Annotated in this window: 11 protein-coding genes; 5 read left to right on the top strand and 6 right to left on the bottom strand. The window is 58.4% G+C overall.

Features of this window, described 5'->3' with window-relative positions; genetic code table 11:
- Positions 1 to 10 precede the first annotated feature (10 nt).
- Positions 11 to 2,206: a primosomal protein N' gene (priA, locus tag HCK03_RS25625; RefSeq protein ID WP_167692358.1), complete on the bottom strand. Its 2,196-nt coding sequence runs from the start codon at positions 2,204 to 2,206 to the stop codon at positions 11 to 13.
- A 246-nt stretch (positions 2,207 to 2,452) separates the two neighbouring features.
- Here priA and rpmE point away from each other — a divergent pair, with 246 nt between their 5' ends.
- The gene (gene rpmE, locus HCK03_RS25620; RefSeq protein WP_041143439.1) at positions 2,453 to 2,668 is read left to right on the top strand and encodes a 50S ribosomal protein L31; all 216 of its coding nucleotides are present in this window, start codon (positions 2,453 to 2,455) and stop codon (positions 2,666 to 2,668) included.
- A gap of 107 nt (positions 2,669 to 2,775) precedes the next feature.
- Here the strand turns inward: rpmE and metJ are convergent, their stop codons facing one another.
- Positions 2,776 to 3,093: a met regulon transcriptional regulator MetJ gene (gene metJ / locus HCK03_RS25615; RefSeq protein WP_004869405.1), complete on the bottom strand. Its 318-nt coding sequence runs from the start codon at positions 3,091 to 3,093 to the stop codon at positions 2,776 to 2,778.
- Between the two features lie 268 nt (positions 3,094 to 3,361).
- On the opposite strand from metJ, the gene metB reads away from it, so the two are divergent.
- The 3 genes from metB (at position 3,362) to metF (ending at position 8,165) form a co-directional block, all read left to right on the top strand.
- Complete coding sequence (metB, locus tag HCK03_RS25610; RefSeq protein WP_041143440.1) at positions 3,362 to 4,522, top strand: cystathionine gamma-synthase; 1,161 nt, start codon at positions 3,362 to 3,364, stop codon at positions 4,520 to 4,522.
- A 2-nt stretch (positions 4,523 to 4,524) separates the two neighbouring features.
- Entirely contained in the window at positions 4,525 to 6,957 is a 2,433-nt protein-coding gene (locus HCK03_RS25605) for a bifunctional aspartate kinase/homoserine dehydrogenase II (RefSeq protein ID WP_115193836.1), read from the top strand.
- Positions 6,958 to 7,274: 317 nt separating this feature from the next.
- The gene (gene metF / locus HCK03_RS25600) at positions 7,275 to 8,165 is read left to right on the top strand and encodes a methylenetetrahydrofolate reductase (RefSeq protein ID WP_041143444.1); all 891 of its coding nucleotides are present in this window, start codon (positions 7,275 to 7,277) and stop codon (positions 8,163 to 8,165) included.
- Between the two features lie 31 nt (positions 8,166 to 8,196).
- On the opposite strand, the gene gldA is transcribed toward metF, so the two are convergent.
- The 3 genes from gldA to HCK03_RS25585 all read right to left on the bottom strand — a co-directional run bounded on the left by gldA (position 8,197) and on the right by HCK03_RS25585 (position 11,082).
- Positions 8,197 to 9,300 (bottom strand): bifunctional L-1,2-propanediol dehydrogenase/glycerol dehydrogenase, encoded by a 1,104-nt coding sequence (gene gldA, locus HCK03_RS25595; RefSeq protein ID WP_041143445.1) that lies wholly within the window; start codon positions 9,298 to 9,300, stop codon positions 8,197 to 8,199.
- Positions 9,301 to 9,354: 54 nt separating this feature from the next.
- The gene (gene fsa / locus HCK03_RS25590) at positions 9,355 to 10,017 is read right to left on the bottom strand and encodes a fructose-6-phosphate aldolase (protein WP_148251274.1); all 663 of its coding nucleotides are present in this window, start codon (positions 10,015 to 10,017) and stop codon (positions 9,355 to 9,357) included.
- 201 nt (positions 10,018 to 10,218) lie between these two features.
- Positions 10,219 to 11,082 carry a helix-turn-helix transcriptional regulator gene (locus tag HCK03_RS25585; RefSeq protein ID WP_167692357.1) on the bottom strand — a complete coding sequence of 288 codons (864 nt, stop codon included), beginning with the start codon at positions 11,080 to 11,082 and terminating at the stop codon, positions 10,219 to 10,221.
- Positions 11,083 to 11,233: 151 nt separating this feature from the next.
- On the opposite strand from HCK03_RS25585, the gene zinT reads away from it, so the two are divergent.
- Positions 11,234 to 11,884 (top strand): metal-binding protein ZinT, encoded by a 651-nt coding sequence (gene zinT, locus HCK03_RS25580; RefSeq protein ID WP_041143448.1) that lies wholly within the window; start codon positions 11,234 to 11,236, stop codon positions 11,882 to 11,884.
- Positions 11,885 to 11,948: 64 nt separating this feature from the next.
- On the opposite strand, the gene ppc is transcribed toward zinT, so the two are convergent.
- Positions 11,949 to 14,600, bottom strand: coding sequence for a phosphoenolpyruvate carboxylase (gene ppc / locus HCK03_RS25575; RefSeq protein WP_041143449.1), 2,652 nt, complete (start codon positions 14,598 to 14,600; stop codon positions 11,949 to 11,951).
- Positions 14,601 to 14,721: the final 121 nt, after the last annotated feature.

The following is a 14,721-nucleotide window of genomic DNA, read 5'->3' as shown; positions in this document are numbered from 1 at the left end:
AAGAGAAGGCTTAACCTTCAATAGGATCGACGTCCAGCATCCACTTCACCTTGCGCGCTTCCGGCAGCGTATTGATCAGGGCCAGCGTACCGCTGACGATGTGCTGCAGGCGGGTGCGCGACGGGTGCTGCAGTAGGATCTGCCAGCGCCAGCGGCCTCCGCGCTTTGGCGCCAGCGCCGGAACCGGGCCAAGCACCCACAGCTTATCGTCGGCCAGCGGGCTGGCCTGCAGCAGGTTACGCAGCTGCTGTAGGAACAGCGGGGCCTGCTGGTTGTTATGATCTTCCGCACGAATCAGCACGTGGCTGGTCCACGGCGGCAGCTGCATCGCCTGACGTTCGGCGAGCGCCTGATCCGCGAAGGCATCATAGCCTTTATATAACAGCGTTTGCAGCAGCGGATGCTCAGGATGGTGGGTCTGGAGGATAACCTCGCCCTGTTTCCCTGCGCGCCCCGCGCGGCCGGATACCTGGGTGTAGAGCTGGGCGAAGCGCTCCGCCGAGCGGAAATCGGCGGAAAACAGCGCTCCGTCGACGTCGAGCAGAGAGACCAGGGTGACATCCGGAAAGTGGTGACCTTTTGCCAGCATCTGGGTGCCAATCAGAATACGCGCTCCGCCGCGATGAATATCGGAGAGATGCTGTTCAAGCGCCCCTTTGCGGCTGGTCGTATCGCGGTCAACGCGGGATAGTGGCACTTCGGGAAACAGCGGCGCCAGCGCCTGCTCCAGCTGCTCCGTGCCGAGCCCTACCGGCACCAGATGCGTCGAGCCGCAGGAAGGGCACTGACGCGGTATAGGCCGCTGGCTGTCGCAGTGGTGGCAGCGCAGATGATGCTGCGACTGGTGCAGGGTGTAATAACTGTCGCAGCGCGGGCATTCGGCAATCCAGCCGCAGTCATGGCACAGCAGCGCCGGGGCGAAGCCGCGACGGTTTAAAAACAGGATGACCTGATTATCGGCCTGCAGGTGCTGACGCATCCGGGCAATAAGCGCCGGAGAGAGCCCCGCCTGCAGCTGCTGGCCTTTTAAATCCAGCACGTGCTGCTGGGCAGGACGGGCGTTACCCGCGCGCCTGGTTAGCTTGAGCTGGCGATATTTTCCCTGGCGAACGTTGTGTAACGTCTCCAGCGCCGGGGTTGCCGAGCCGAGAATAATCGGGATTTGCTCGCTATGGGCGCGCCACACCGCCAGGTCGCGGGCGTGATAGCGCCAGCCTTCCTGCTGCTTATAGGAGCTGTCGTGCTCTTCATCAATCACGATCACCCCGAGGTCTTTAAACGGGGTAAAGAGCGACGAGCGGGTGCCGATAACTATCGCCGCTTCGCCGTTTTTGGCTTTCAGCCACGCCGAGAGGCGCTCGCTATCGTTAAGTCCGGAGTGCAGGACCTCAACGGGAGCGTTAAAGCGCTCGCGAAAGCGGGCGATGGTTTGCGGCGTCAGGCCGATTTCCGGCACCATTACCAGCGCCTGGCGACCCTGCGCCAGCACGTTTTCCAGCACGCTCAGATAAACTTCGGTTTTCCCTGAGCCGGTGATCCCCGCCAGCAGCCAGGTGGAAAAGCGGTCAGCGGCGCTGTGGATCGCGCCGACGGCGGTGGCCTGCTCGGTATTCAGGCGCAGCCGCTCTCCGGGGACGGTGAAGCTCGTCCGCCAGTCGGTGATGGCCGGCGCTTCGTTTGCCAGTTCGCAGAGCCCTTTCCCGCGCAGCGCCTGCAGCGCCGCATCGCTGAACTCCAGCTCCGCCACCTGATGACGCCAGATTTTTCCCTGACGCAGCGCGGCCAGCGCCTGCTGCTGCTTCGGTGAACGCTTGAGGCCGTTGATATCTACCGCCTGGCCCTGCTCGGTGGCGAACCAGTACCACAGCGGCGTCGCGCTGGCCGGCTTTCCCTGGCGCAGGGCGATAGGGAGGGCGTGAAACAGCACGTCGCCAATCGGATGATGATAGTAGTCTGCCGCCCACAGCAGCAGCCGCCAGATAGAGGAAGAAAAGACCGGCTCGGCGTCCAGCGCTTCTGCAACCGGCTTGAGCCCGTCGAGCGGCAGCTCGCTGTGTTCGCTAATCGCGGTGACAATGCCGATGCGCTCCTGTTTACCGAACGGCACGCGCACGCGACAGCCCGCTTTGACCGTGATGCCCTCAGGGAGCAAATAGTCAAAGGTACGGGGCAGCGGAACGGGCAGGGCTACGTGGGCGACGGGCATGTCATCTTCCTGACTTGAAATCTGGCCGGTTAGTATACACATTGTGATAAGGGCTCGCGGATCAGTTTGCATCCGTCGGTCAAATTCTGTATGATTCGCCGCCTTTGGTGTGCTTCGTGCAGCATCAAAGCGTATACTATTACCCATGAGTTCCGCACGGCGGAAAGTCTACGGGAAATTATTAACATCGCGTGGTGTCTGGCGTTAGGGCTGGAAGAGCGACGCGGCCTTAACTGAGGTTCTCCCATGAAAAAAGATATTCACCCGAAATACGAAGAAGTTACTGCTAACTGCTCTTGCGGTAACGTCATGAAAATCCGCTCTACCGTAGGTCACGACCTGAACCTCGACGTGTGCGGTAAATGCCACCCGTTCTACACTGGCAAACAGCGTGATGTTGCTACCGGTGGCCGTGTTGACCGCTTCAACAAGCGCTTCAGCGTACCGGGCAGCAGCAAGTAAGTTGCCGGAAGAAGAAGCCGCCTCAGGGCGGCTTTTTTGTTTCTCTCGCCGTCAAACGCGGAGAAATAAAAAAGGGCAGAAGCTTTCTTCTGCCCTTTTTTATTGGCTTAGTATTCCCACGTATCCGGGTCGATGCCCATCTCACGCATAATCTGTTTCGCCGCTTCCGGAATTTCATCACTGCGTTCTTTACGCAGGTCTTCATCGTTAGGCAACGGTTGACCGGTAAATGCATGCAGGAACGCTTCACACAGCAGCTCGCTGTTGGTGGCGTGACGCAGGTTGTTGACCTGACGACGCGTGCGTTCATCTGTGAGGATCTTTAACACCTTCAGAGGAATGGAAACCGTAATTTTTTTTACTTGCTCACTCTTCTTACCGTGCTCAGCGTATGGGCTGATATATTCGCCGCTCCATTCAGCCATGAGATACCTTTAATCCTCTAGTCATTAGTTAAGGGCCTGAATCTTGAGTCCGGGCCATAATCGCGCGTAGTTTACCGCATGAGTCGTCTTTCTGACATGAGATAAGCCGATACGGATGTGCGCTAATGCATATAATTTTAACGGCTATTTCCTGTTTGCTCAATCTATACGCAAAGAAGTTTAGATGTCCAGATGTATTGACGTCTATTGTGACAATGATTACTCTGGAGTCTGACATTTCACCGATTCAGCCCAGGAACTGCCCAACATGACGCGTAAACAGGCCACCATCGCAGTGCGTAGCGGTTTAAATGACGACGAACAGTACGGCTGCGTTGTCCCGCCGATCCACCTTTCCAGCACCTATAACTTCACCGGCTTTAACGAACCTCGTGCCCATGACTATTCCCGTCGCGGTAACCCAACGCGTGACGTGGTACAGCGCGCTCTGGCGGAGCTGGAAGGCGGCGCGGGCGCGGTTCTGACCAACACCGGCATGTCGGCTATTCTGCTGGTGACCACCGTTTATCTGAAGCCGGGCGATCTGCTGGTGGCGCCGCACGACTGCTACGGCGGCAGCTATCGTCTGTTTGATAGCCTGGCGAAACGCGGCTGCTACCGCGTGCTGTTTGTCGATCAAAACGATGAGCAGGCGCTGAGCGCCGCGCTGGCGGAAAAACCGAAGCTGGTATTGGTTGAAAGCCCAAGTAATCCATTGCTGAGAGTGGTGGATATTGCGAAAATCTGCACGCTGGCACGTGAAGCGGGGGCGGTGAGCGTGGTGGATAACACCTTCCTGAGCCCGGCACTGCAAAATCCGCTGGCGTTGGGAGCCGATCTGGTGTTGCATTCGTGCACCAAATACCTGAACGGCCACTCAGACGTTGTCGCCGGCGTGGTGATTGCCAAAGATCCGCAGACTGTCACCGAACTGGCATGGTGGGCGAATAATATTGGCGTCACCGGCGGGGCCTTCGATAGCTACCTGCTGCTGCGCGGTCTGCGTACGCTTTCCCCGCGTATGGAGGTGGCCCAGCGCAACGCGCAGGCGATCGTCGACTATCTGAAAACTCAGCCGCTGGTGAAAAAACTGTATCATCCATCTCTGCCGGAAAATCAGGGGCATGAGATTGCTGCGCGTCAGCAAAAAGGTTTTGGTGCGATGCTAAGCTTCGAGCTGGATGGCGATGAGCAGACGCTGCGTCGTTTCCTGAGCGGATTATCGCTATTTACGCTGGCGGAGTCGCTGGGAGGCGTAGAAAGTCTGATTTCTCACGCTGCGACGATGACCCACGCAGGCATGGCGCCTGAAGCGCGCGCGGCTGCGGGGATCTCAGAAACGCTTCTGCGTATTTCGACCGGTATTGAAGATGGTGAAGATTTAATTGCCGACCTGGAAAATGGCTTCCGGGCAGCAAACGAGGAATAAACATGAGTGTGATTGCGCAGGCAGGGGCGAAGGGTCGTCAGCTGCACAAATTTGGTGGGAGTAGTTTAGCGGATGCGAAATGTTACCTGCGCGTCGCGGGGATCATGACGGAATACTCGCAGGCAGGCGACATGATGGTTGTCTCCGCCGCTGGCAGCACCACCAACCAGCTGATTAGCTGGCTGAAGCTCAGCCAGACCGATCGCCTCTCTGCGCATCAGGTACAGCAGTCGCTGCGTCGTTATCACATGGAGCTGATCTCCGGTCTGCTGTCGGCAGACGCTGCCGACACGCTTATCGCGACCTTTATTCACGATCTTGAACGACTGGCAGGCCTGCTGGATAGCGGCGTCACCGATGCGGTATACGCTGAAGTGGTTGGCCACGGCGAAGTCTGGTCCGCGCGCCTGATGGCCGCAGTCCTCAATCAGCTGGGGCTGGAGGCCGCGTGGCTTGATGCGCGCAGCTTCCTGCGCGCCGAGCGTTCGGCGCAGCCGCAGGTGGATGAAGGTTTATCCTACCCGCTGCTGCAGCAGCTTATGGCGCAGCATCCGAACAAACGTCTGGTGGTGACCGGTTTTATCGCGCGTAACAACGCCGGAGAAACCGTGCTGCTGGGGCGTAACGGTTCCGACTACTCCGCCACCCAAATCGGTGCTCTGGCCGGCGCGTCCCGCGTCACTATCTGGAGCGACGTTGCCGGCGTCTACAGCGCCGACCCGCGTAAAGTGAAGGATGCCTGCCTGCTGCCGCTGCTGCGCCTGGATGAAGCCAGCGAGCTGGCTCGCCTGGCGGCGCCGGTGCTGCACGCGCGTACGCTCCAGCCGGTCTCCGGCAGCGATATCGACCTGCAGCTGCGCTGTAGCTACACCCCTGAGCAAGGTTCAACGCGTATTGAACGCGTTCTGGCCTCCGGGACCGGAGCGCGGATCGTCACCAGCCATGACGACGTGTGCCTGATTGAGTTCCAGGTGCCCGCGGGCCAGGATTTCAAGCTGGCGCACAAGGAGCTGGATCTTATCTTTAAACGCGCCCAGCTGCGCCCGCTGGCCGTTGGCGTGCATGCCGACCGCAAGCTGCTGCAGTTCTGCTATACCGCCGAAGTGGCGGACAGCGCGCTGCGGCTGCTCGACGAAGCCGGTTTGCCTGGCGAGCTGCGTTTACGCCAGAAGCTGGCGCTGGTGGCGATGGTTGGCGCGGGCGTTACCCGCAATCCGCTGCACTGCCATCGCTTCTGGCAGCAGCTGAAAGGGCAGCCGGTTGAGTTTACCTGGCAGTCTGAAGAGGGGATTAGCCTGGTTGCCGTACTGCGCGCGGGCCCAACCGAGAGCCTGATTCAGGGCCTGCACCAGTCGCTGTTCCGCGCGGAAAAGCGTATTGGCCTGGTGCTCTTTGGCAAAGGCAACATCGGTTCCCGCTGGCTGGAGCTGTTTGCTCGCGAGCAAACCACGCTTTCCGCGCGCACCGGCTTTGAGTTTGTTCTCGCCGGGGTGGTGGATAGCCGCCGTAGCCTGCTGAATTACGAAGGGCTGGACGCCAGCCGTGCGCTGGCCTTCTTCCATGATGAAGCCGTTGAGCAGGATGAAGAATCGCTGTTCCTGTGGATGCGTGCCCACCCGTACGACGATTTAGTGGTGCTGGACGTGACCGCCAGCGCGCAGCTGGCGGATCAGTATCTTGATTTTGCCAGCCACGGTTTCCACGTGATCAGCGCCAATAAGCTGGCCGGGGCCAGCAGCAGCGATAAATACCGTCAGATCCACGACGCGTTTGAGAAAACGGGGCGTCATTGGCTCTACAACGCCACCGTTGGCGCCGGGCTGCCGGTAAACCACACGGTGCGCGATCTGATCGATAGCGGCGATACCATTCTGGCGCTGAGCGGTATTTTCTCCGGGACGCTCTCCTGGCTGTTCCTGCAGTTTGACGGGACGGTGCCGTTTACCGACCTGGTCGATCAGGCATGGCAGCAGGGGCTAACTGAACCGGATCCGCGCGTTGACCTTTCGGGCAAAGACGTGATGCGCAAGCTGGTGATCCTTGCGCGTGAGGCGGGCTATGATATCGAGCCTGACCAGGTACGCGTGGAATCACTGGTGCCGGCGCACTGCGAAGAAGGGTCCGTCGATCACTTCTTTGAGAATGGCGAAGAGCTGAACGAGCAGATGCTGCAGCGCCTTGAGGCCGCCCGCGAAATGGGCCTGGTGCTGCGCTATGTCGCGCGTTTTGACGCCAACGGCAAGGCGCGCGTCGGCGTTGAAGCCGTGCGCCAGGAGCATCCGCTGGCGGCGCTCCTGCCGTGCGATAACGTGTTTGCTATCGATAGCCGCTGGTATCGTGATAATCCGCTGGTGATCCGCGGCCCGGGCGCCGGGCGCGATGTGACCGCCGGCGCGATTCAATCGGATATTAATCGCCTGGCGCAGCTGCTGTAATCTCCCTGTCAGAGAGGCCGGACGCCCGTCCGGTCTCTTTTGCCGCTAGCGCTGGGCGTGGTCACGCTGCCGCAGAATGACGCTTTGCGCGCGTGGCTGCTCCCCTTGCTTGAGGAATCATTAGCTTAGCGCCGACCCCTGCGGCGTTTAGCATAAACGACATGAATCATTTTCATCTTCCCTGAATATTCCTCACTCTTTACGCTGATTTTTCTATTGACGCCCGGGCTCTTTTCCGTCATTTTTACATCTGGACGTCTAAACGTATAGAAGTTCGCAACACAACAAACAATAAAATGCGATTGATGAGGTAAGGTATGAGCTTTTTTCACGCCAATCAGCGGGAAGCCCTGAATCAGAGCCTGGCAGAAGTGCAGGGCCAGATTAATGTGTCCTTTGAATTCTTTCCGCCGCGGACCAGTGAAATGGAGCAAACCCTGTGGAAATCCATCGATCGCTTAAGCAGCCTGAAGCCAAAATTTGTTTCGGTGACCTACGGCGCTAACTCCGGTGAACGCGACCGTACCCACAGCATCATCAAAGGTATAAAAGAGCGTACCGGCCTTGAGGCGGCACCGCACCTGACCTGTATCGACGCCAGCCGCGACGAGCTGCGCACGATTGCCCAGGATTACTGGAACAACGGGATCCGCCATATCGTCGCCCTGCGCGGCGACCTGCCGCCGGGCAGCGGTAAGCCGGATATGTATGCCGCGGACCTGGTTACGCTGCTGAAAGAAGTGGGCGATTTTGATATCTCCGTTGCGGCTTACCCGGAAGTGCACCCGGAAGCGAAAAGCGCCCAGGCGGATCTGCTGAACCTGAAGCGTAAGGTCGAGGCCGGCGCTAACCGGGCGATCACCCAGTTCTTCTTTGATGTTGAAAGCTACCTGCGCTTTCGCGATCGCTGCGTCTCCGCGGGGATTGATGTCGAAATTATCCCGGGCATCCTGCCGGTATCCAACTTCAAGCAGGCGAAGAAATTTGCCGATATGACCAACGTGCGCATTCCAACGTGGATGTCGAAAATGTTTGAAGGTCTGGATAATGATGCCGAAACTCGCCAGCTGGTGGGGGCGAACATCGCCATGGACATGGTCAAAATTTTAAGCCGCGAAGGGGTGAAGGATTTCCACTTTTACACCTTAAACCGCGCGGAGATGAGCTACGCGATTTGCCACACCCTGGGCGTGCGCCCGGCGGTGTAAAAAAATGGCCCTCTTCGAGGGCCATTTTTATTTATTCCCACTCCTCCAGAAAACGTTGACCGTACTGGTCGGCGACCAGCAGCGCGGCGTAAACCTGATCCGCCGTGGCTCCGCCAGGCATGTTATGGATAGTTTCTCCTTCCGCGCAGGCGGCTTCGGCAACGATGCGCATTTTACCCGGAATATCCTCTTTGATGTTCAGCTGGGCCAGGGTGAGCGGCAGGCCCACGCTGTGACACAGCGCGGCGGCGGTTTCAATCTCTTCTACCGGCGCGTTTTCCAGCACCAGCTGCGTCAGCGTGCCGAAGGCGACCTTTTCACCGTGATAGTAATGATGGGCGTCCGGCAGGGCGGTCAGGCCGTTGTGGATGGCATGTGCGGCTGCCAGGCCGCCGCTTTCAAAGCCGACGCCGCTGAGGTAGGTGTTGGCCTCGATCACTTTTTCCAGCGCCGGCGTGACAACATGCTGCTCCGCCGCCAGCATCGCCTTTTCTCCCTCTTCAATCAGCGTGTGGTAGCACAGTTCAGCCAGCGCCAGCGCCGCCTGGGTGCATTTTCCGCCGGCCATGGTGGTGGCGCCGCTGCGTGAACAGGCGCGGGCTTCAAACCAGGTGGCCAGCGCATCGCCGATACCGGCCGCCAGCAGGCGCGCCGGAGCGCCGGCAACAATCTGGGTATCAACAATGACCATATTGGGGTTGCGCGGCAGCATCAGATAGCTGTCGAACTCGCCCTCGTCGGTATAGATAACCGAGAGCGCGCTGCAGGGGGCGTCGGTGGAGGCGATGGTGGGGGCAATCACCACCGGTAGATTCATAAAATGTGCTAATGCTTTTGCGGTATCCAGCGTTTTTCCACCGCCGATACCCAGTACGGCATTGCAGCGGGCTGAGCCTGCTATATCACGCAAGCGATTGATTTCATTATGCGAGCATTCGCCACCGAACGGGGAAATTTCGGCGACCAGGCCGGCTTCGGTCAGGCTTTGACGCAGCTTTTCTTCGGCAAAGCCCAGCACAAACTTGTCGCCAACGATAAGCCAGCGCTCGGCCAGCGGTTTGAGATAGCCGCCGAGGCGGGTGATAGCATTTGCACCCTGAATGTACTTGCCTGGCGATTGAATAATGCGATCCATTTCTATTCCTCCTGGATGACCGTGATACCGCCCGCGGGCGGTTCGCCGATCGGGTTACAGGTTCAGATTTCCAAAAGCGCTATTCCAGTCTTGCTCAAACTTCTCTATTGCTGACTCTACCGCGGGCGTGCCGAGCATTTGTTGCGCTACGTCTAAAGGAAGGGTGATAGCTTCACATCCGGCCAGCAGGCAGTCGAGCGCCTGACGCGGCGTTTTAAAGCTGGCCGCCAGCACTTTGCTGCCCGGCGCGTGCAGCTCCAGCAGGGTTTGCAGCTCCTGTACCATGCGGATGCCGTCGCCGCCCTGGGCATCAACGCGGTTGACGTAAGGCGCGACGTATTTTGCCCCGGCCAGCGCCGCCAGCAGACCCTGAGAGGCGCTGTAGACCGCGGTACCGAGCGTGGTGATACCCTCTTTTTTCAGCAGCTTTATCGCGGCGAGGCCTTCGGCGGTGACCGGGATTTTTACCACAATGCCGGGTATGGCGTTACTGAGACGTTTTGCCTCTTCAACCATGCCCTGCGCGTCGCGGCTCATGGTCTGGGCAAAGAGGACCCCATCCGGGCCAACGGCTTTTTGCAGGCGGGGCAGAACGTCCCAAACCGGCGTTTTTCCCGCGGCGATGATGCTTGGATTGGTGGTTACCCCGGCCAGCGGGTAGATGCGTGCCAGGCGTTCAACTTCTGCTACGTTCGCGGTGTCCAGATAGAGTTCCATAACCTTTCCTCAATGCGTAATTCAGTGACGTTGAGATAAGGATACGGCCTGGGCCCGGCGGGTCGCCAGATGACAAATTTGCCAAAAACTGGATAAATGTACGCATTGCGGGTAACAGTGATTTAGATCATGTTTATTCGCCGCTGCCTGGCATATCGGGAGGGAATCAGGGCGTGGTTGCCAGAAAGAACTTACAAAAATCTAGTTTTCCGTCGGCGGATGCTTTTCCGTCAGCTGGCTATGATACTGGCGACGATATTCTGACGGCGAGCGTTCGGTATTTTTACGAAACAGGCGGCAGAAGTAGTTACTGTCGGCAAAGCCGCAGGCGTGAGCGACATCCTTAACCTTCATATCGTGGCCTTTTAGCAGCATTCGCGCCTGCTCGAGACGCACGTGGTTCAGGTATTCGTTAAAGCCCATCGGTCCGCATTTATGAAACAGATGAGAGAGATAGTTGGGGGAGAGATAGAACGCCTCGGCGACCGACTCGCGGGTTAAGGGTTCGGCGAAGCGGGCATCAATATATTTTCGGATGGCTTCAAACAGCGCCTGGCTGCGGGAAGCGGTTTGCACCTGGCTGCCGAGGAGATCGGCGCAGTGGCTGAGCAGGCCGATCGCTATGTAGCGCGCGGTTTGCTGCTCCTGCGGCTGCATCTGCATTTCATTGAGCGCCTGCAGCAGAAAGGAGCCCACGCGAGGACCGCGGCGCGGCGTCTGCACTCTCTCTTCAATATGCAGCGTTTCGCCGTCCCAGCGCTGAAGGGTGAACTCCAGCTGCTGCTTACCAAACTGAATGCTCAACGCGGTGCAGGGCGCCTGCCACTGCGCAAGATCCCAGCCGCCTGCGGGGATATACAGCACATCATAGCGGCAAAGCAGCGCCGGCTCGGCCTTGATGCCGGGATCGCCGCGCTGGCCTTCGAGGATAACGTCGAGGCGCGGAAAATCGACCTGCAGCGCCAGCCCCGAGGCCGGGCGATGCTCGGTGGTAAAGCGAACCTGCCTGATTGCCGTCGGGCCGTTAATTAAAGCATCGATGTGCTGACTGAGATGGCCGTCCATTCCTGCTCCTTAAAAAGCGCACGTTTTTATCATACCCGACATCGCGGGAAGGGCCAAAGTCGGGCGAATCTGCGCGCATCAGATGTTGCACAACATAAATGTTATGTTATATCGTAACTATCGATTGCAAAAGTTAACTCAGGAGAGAGTGATGACCAGAAAGATACCCGTATTTGCGCTTGGCGTTGGCATGCTGCTGGCCGGTAGCCAGGCTTTTGCTCACGGGAACCACAGCCACGGTCCGGCATTGACCGAGGCGGAAGTTAAGGCGAGCGAAGGTATTTTCGCCGATAAAGACGTTAAGGATCGCCCGTTAAGCGACTGGGATGGTATCTGGCAATCGGTGAATCCGTATCTGCTCAAGGGGGACCTGGATCCGGTGCTGGAGCAGAAGGCCAAAAAAGCGGGGGCGAAAAGCGTCGCCGAGTATCGGGAATATTATAAGAAGGGGTACGCCACCGACGTTGACCAAATTGGGATTGAAGACAACGTGATGGAGTTCCACGTCGGGAAAGAGGTTAACGCCTGTCGGTACGCCTATTCCGGCTATAAGATCCTGCAATATGCTTCCGGCAAGAAGGGCGTGCGCTATTTATTTGAGTGCCAGCAGGCAGACTCGAAAGCACCGAAATTCGTCCAGTTTAGCGATCACACAATTGGCCCGAGAAAATCGCAGCACTTCCATATTTTTATGGGCAATGATTCACAGGAGTCGCTGCTGAAAGAGATGGATAACTGGCCGACGTACTACCCCTACGCGCTGCATAAAGAGCAGATTGTCGACGAGATGCTGCACCATTAATAAAAATCCCCGGGTAGCGCGCATACGGCGCTATCCGGGGATTTATGCTGACGAAGGGCGGAGGTTAGCCGGTGTTACGCATACCCGCAGCCACGCCGGCGATGGTGACCATCAGCGCCTGCTCAACGCGCGGGTCCGGATCCTGGCCCTGCTCTTCCGCCAGACGCGAACGGTGCAGCAGCTCTGCCTGCAGGACGTTCAGCGGGTCGGTATAGATATTACGCAGCTGGATAGACTCGGCAATCCACGGCAGGTCAGCCATCAGATGAGAATCGTTGGCGATATCGAGTACCACGTTAATACCTGAAGAGAGCAGCTCGCGCAGCTCGCTGCCGAGGCCCCACAGCTCCGGTTTCACCAGGCGCTGATCGTAATATTCCGCCAGCCACAGGTCGGCCTTCGAGAACACCATTTCCAGCATCCCAAGACGGGTTGAGAAGAACGGCCAGTCGCGACACATGGTCTCCAGCTCGCTCTGTTTGCCATCTTCCACGACTTTCTGCAGCGCGGCGCCGGCGCCCAGCCAGGCCGGCAGCATCAGGCGGTTCTGCGTCCAGGCGAAGATCCATGGGATCGCGCGCAGAGACTCTACCCCGCCGGTAGCGCGGCGTTTCGCCGGGCGTGAGCCGAGCGGCAGTTTGCCCAGCTCCTGCTCCGGGGTGGCGGAGCGGAAGTAAGGTACGAAGTCTTTATTTTCACGCACGTAGCCGCGGTACATTTCACAAGAAATGTCGGACAGCTCGGCCATGATATTGCGCCACTCCGGTTTGGGTTCCGGCGGCGGCAGCAGGTTCGCTTCCAGAATCGCGCTGGTATACAGCGACAGGCTGCTGATGGTGACTTCCGGCAGACCGAACTTGAAGCGGATCATCTCGCCCTGCTCGGTGACGCGCAGGCCGCCTTTCAGGCTGCCTGGAGGCTGGGAAAGCAGCGCCGCGTGCGCCGGGGCGCCGCCGCGGCCGATAGAGCCGCCGCGACCGTGGAACAACGTCAGCTCAATCCCGGCTTTTTCGCAGGTTTTGATCAGCGCGTCCTGAGCCTGGTACTGCGCCCAGGAAGCGGCCATGACGCCCGCATCCTTCGCCGAGTCAGAGTAGCCGATCATGACCATCTGTTTGCCCTGAATAAAGCCGCGATACCAGTCGATATTCAGCAGCTGGGTCATCACGTCGTTGGCGTTATTGAGGTCGTCCAGGGTTTCAAACAGCGGAGCAACCGGCAGCGCGAAGCCAATACCGGCCTCTTTGAGCAGCAGGTGTACGGCCAGCACGTCAGACGGCGTCTTCGCCATGGAGATCACGTAAGCGGCAATGGATCCGTGCGGCGCTTCGGCGATCACTTTGCAGGTATCGAGAACTTCGCGGGTTTCATTGCTTGGCTCCCACTGACGCGGCAGCAGCGGACGCTTGGAGTTCAGCTCGCGGATCAGGAACGCCTGCTTGTCGGCTTCTGACCAGCTTTCATAATCGCCGATGCCGAGATAGCGGGTCATTTCGCCCAGCGCTTCGGTATGGCGGGTGCTTTCCTGACGAATATCGATACGTACCAGCGGCACGCCGAATGACTTCACGCGGCGCAGGGTATCGAGCAGCTCGCCGTTGGCGATAATGCCCATACCGCAGGCCTGCAGGGATTTATAGCAGGCGTAAAGCGGCTCCCACAGCTGTTCGTTCTGGGTAATCAGGCCCGCGGGTTTCGGCAGCTTCTGCCCTTTCAGGCGCGCTTCCAGCCACGACTGCGTATCCATCAGCTGGGTGCGCAGCTTTTTCATCAGATAGCGGTACGGTTCCTGTGCCCCTTCGGCGCCGGCCATTTCACGCAGCTCGTCGGTACATTCGACCATCGACAGCTCGGAAATCAGCAGCTGGATATCTTTGAGGAACAGATCGGTGGCTTTCCAGCGGCTGAGCAGCAGCACGTGGCGGGTGATATCGGAGGTCACGTTTGGGTTACCGTCGCGGTCACCGCCCATCCAGGAGGTGAAGCGCACCGGGACGAAATCAACCGGCAGCTGATAGCCGAGGTTCTCTTCCAGCTGTTCGTTCAGCTCGCGCAGGTAGTTCGGCACGCCTTCCCACAGGCTGTTTTCGACGACCGCAAAGCCCCATTTCGCCTCATCAACCGGCGTCGGGCGATATTTGCGGATTTCATCGGTATGCCATGACTGGGCGATCAGCTGGCGCAGGCGGCGCATCAGCTGGTGGTGCTCGTAGTCAGCGATCTCTTTGTTATCGAGCTGCTTCAGGCAGTTATTCACTTCCACCATTTTGTGGATCAGCGTGCGGCGGGTGATTTCGGTCGGGTGGGCGGTTAATACCAGCTCCAGCGACAGGGACTCCACCGCTTTTTTAATGGTGTCTTCGTTGAGATGGGATTGGCCTTTGAGCTTTCTCAGGGTACGGGCAATCACTTCCGGATTGCTGGCCGCTTCACCGTTTGGCGAAATGCTGTGGTACTGCTCAGCGGTATTGGCCAGGTTCAGAAACTGGCTGAAGGCGCGCGCTACCGGCAGCAGCTCGTCGTTGGACAAGTTTTGCAGCGTGGTGAGCAGTTCCTGGCGATTGGCTTCATTGCCCGCGCGAGAAGACTTGGACAATTTACGGATAGTTTCGACACGTTCAAGAATGTTCTCTCCCAGTGCATCCTTGATGGTATCGCCCAGCACTTTACCGAGCATACTGACATTACTACGCAAAGCGGAATATTGTTCGTTCATGTTACCCCAGACACCCCATCTCATTTTATTTTGTTATATCCGCGACTCGGCAACGATGAGTCGCGGATAAGCAGCCGTCTTTTATAAAGCCACGTAAAAACCCCCACGTCAATTGTTGCGA

The sequence above is a fragment of the Klebsiella terrigena genome (assembly GCF_012029655.1).
Classification (GTDB): Bacteria; Pseudomonadota; Gammaproteobacteria; order Enterobacterales; family Enterobacteriaceae; genus Klebsiella; species Klebsiella terrigena.
The sequence above is the reverse complement of the archived record's forward strand: the minus strand, read 5'-3'. Positions and strand labels throughout refer to the sequence as shown.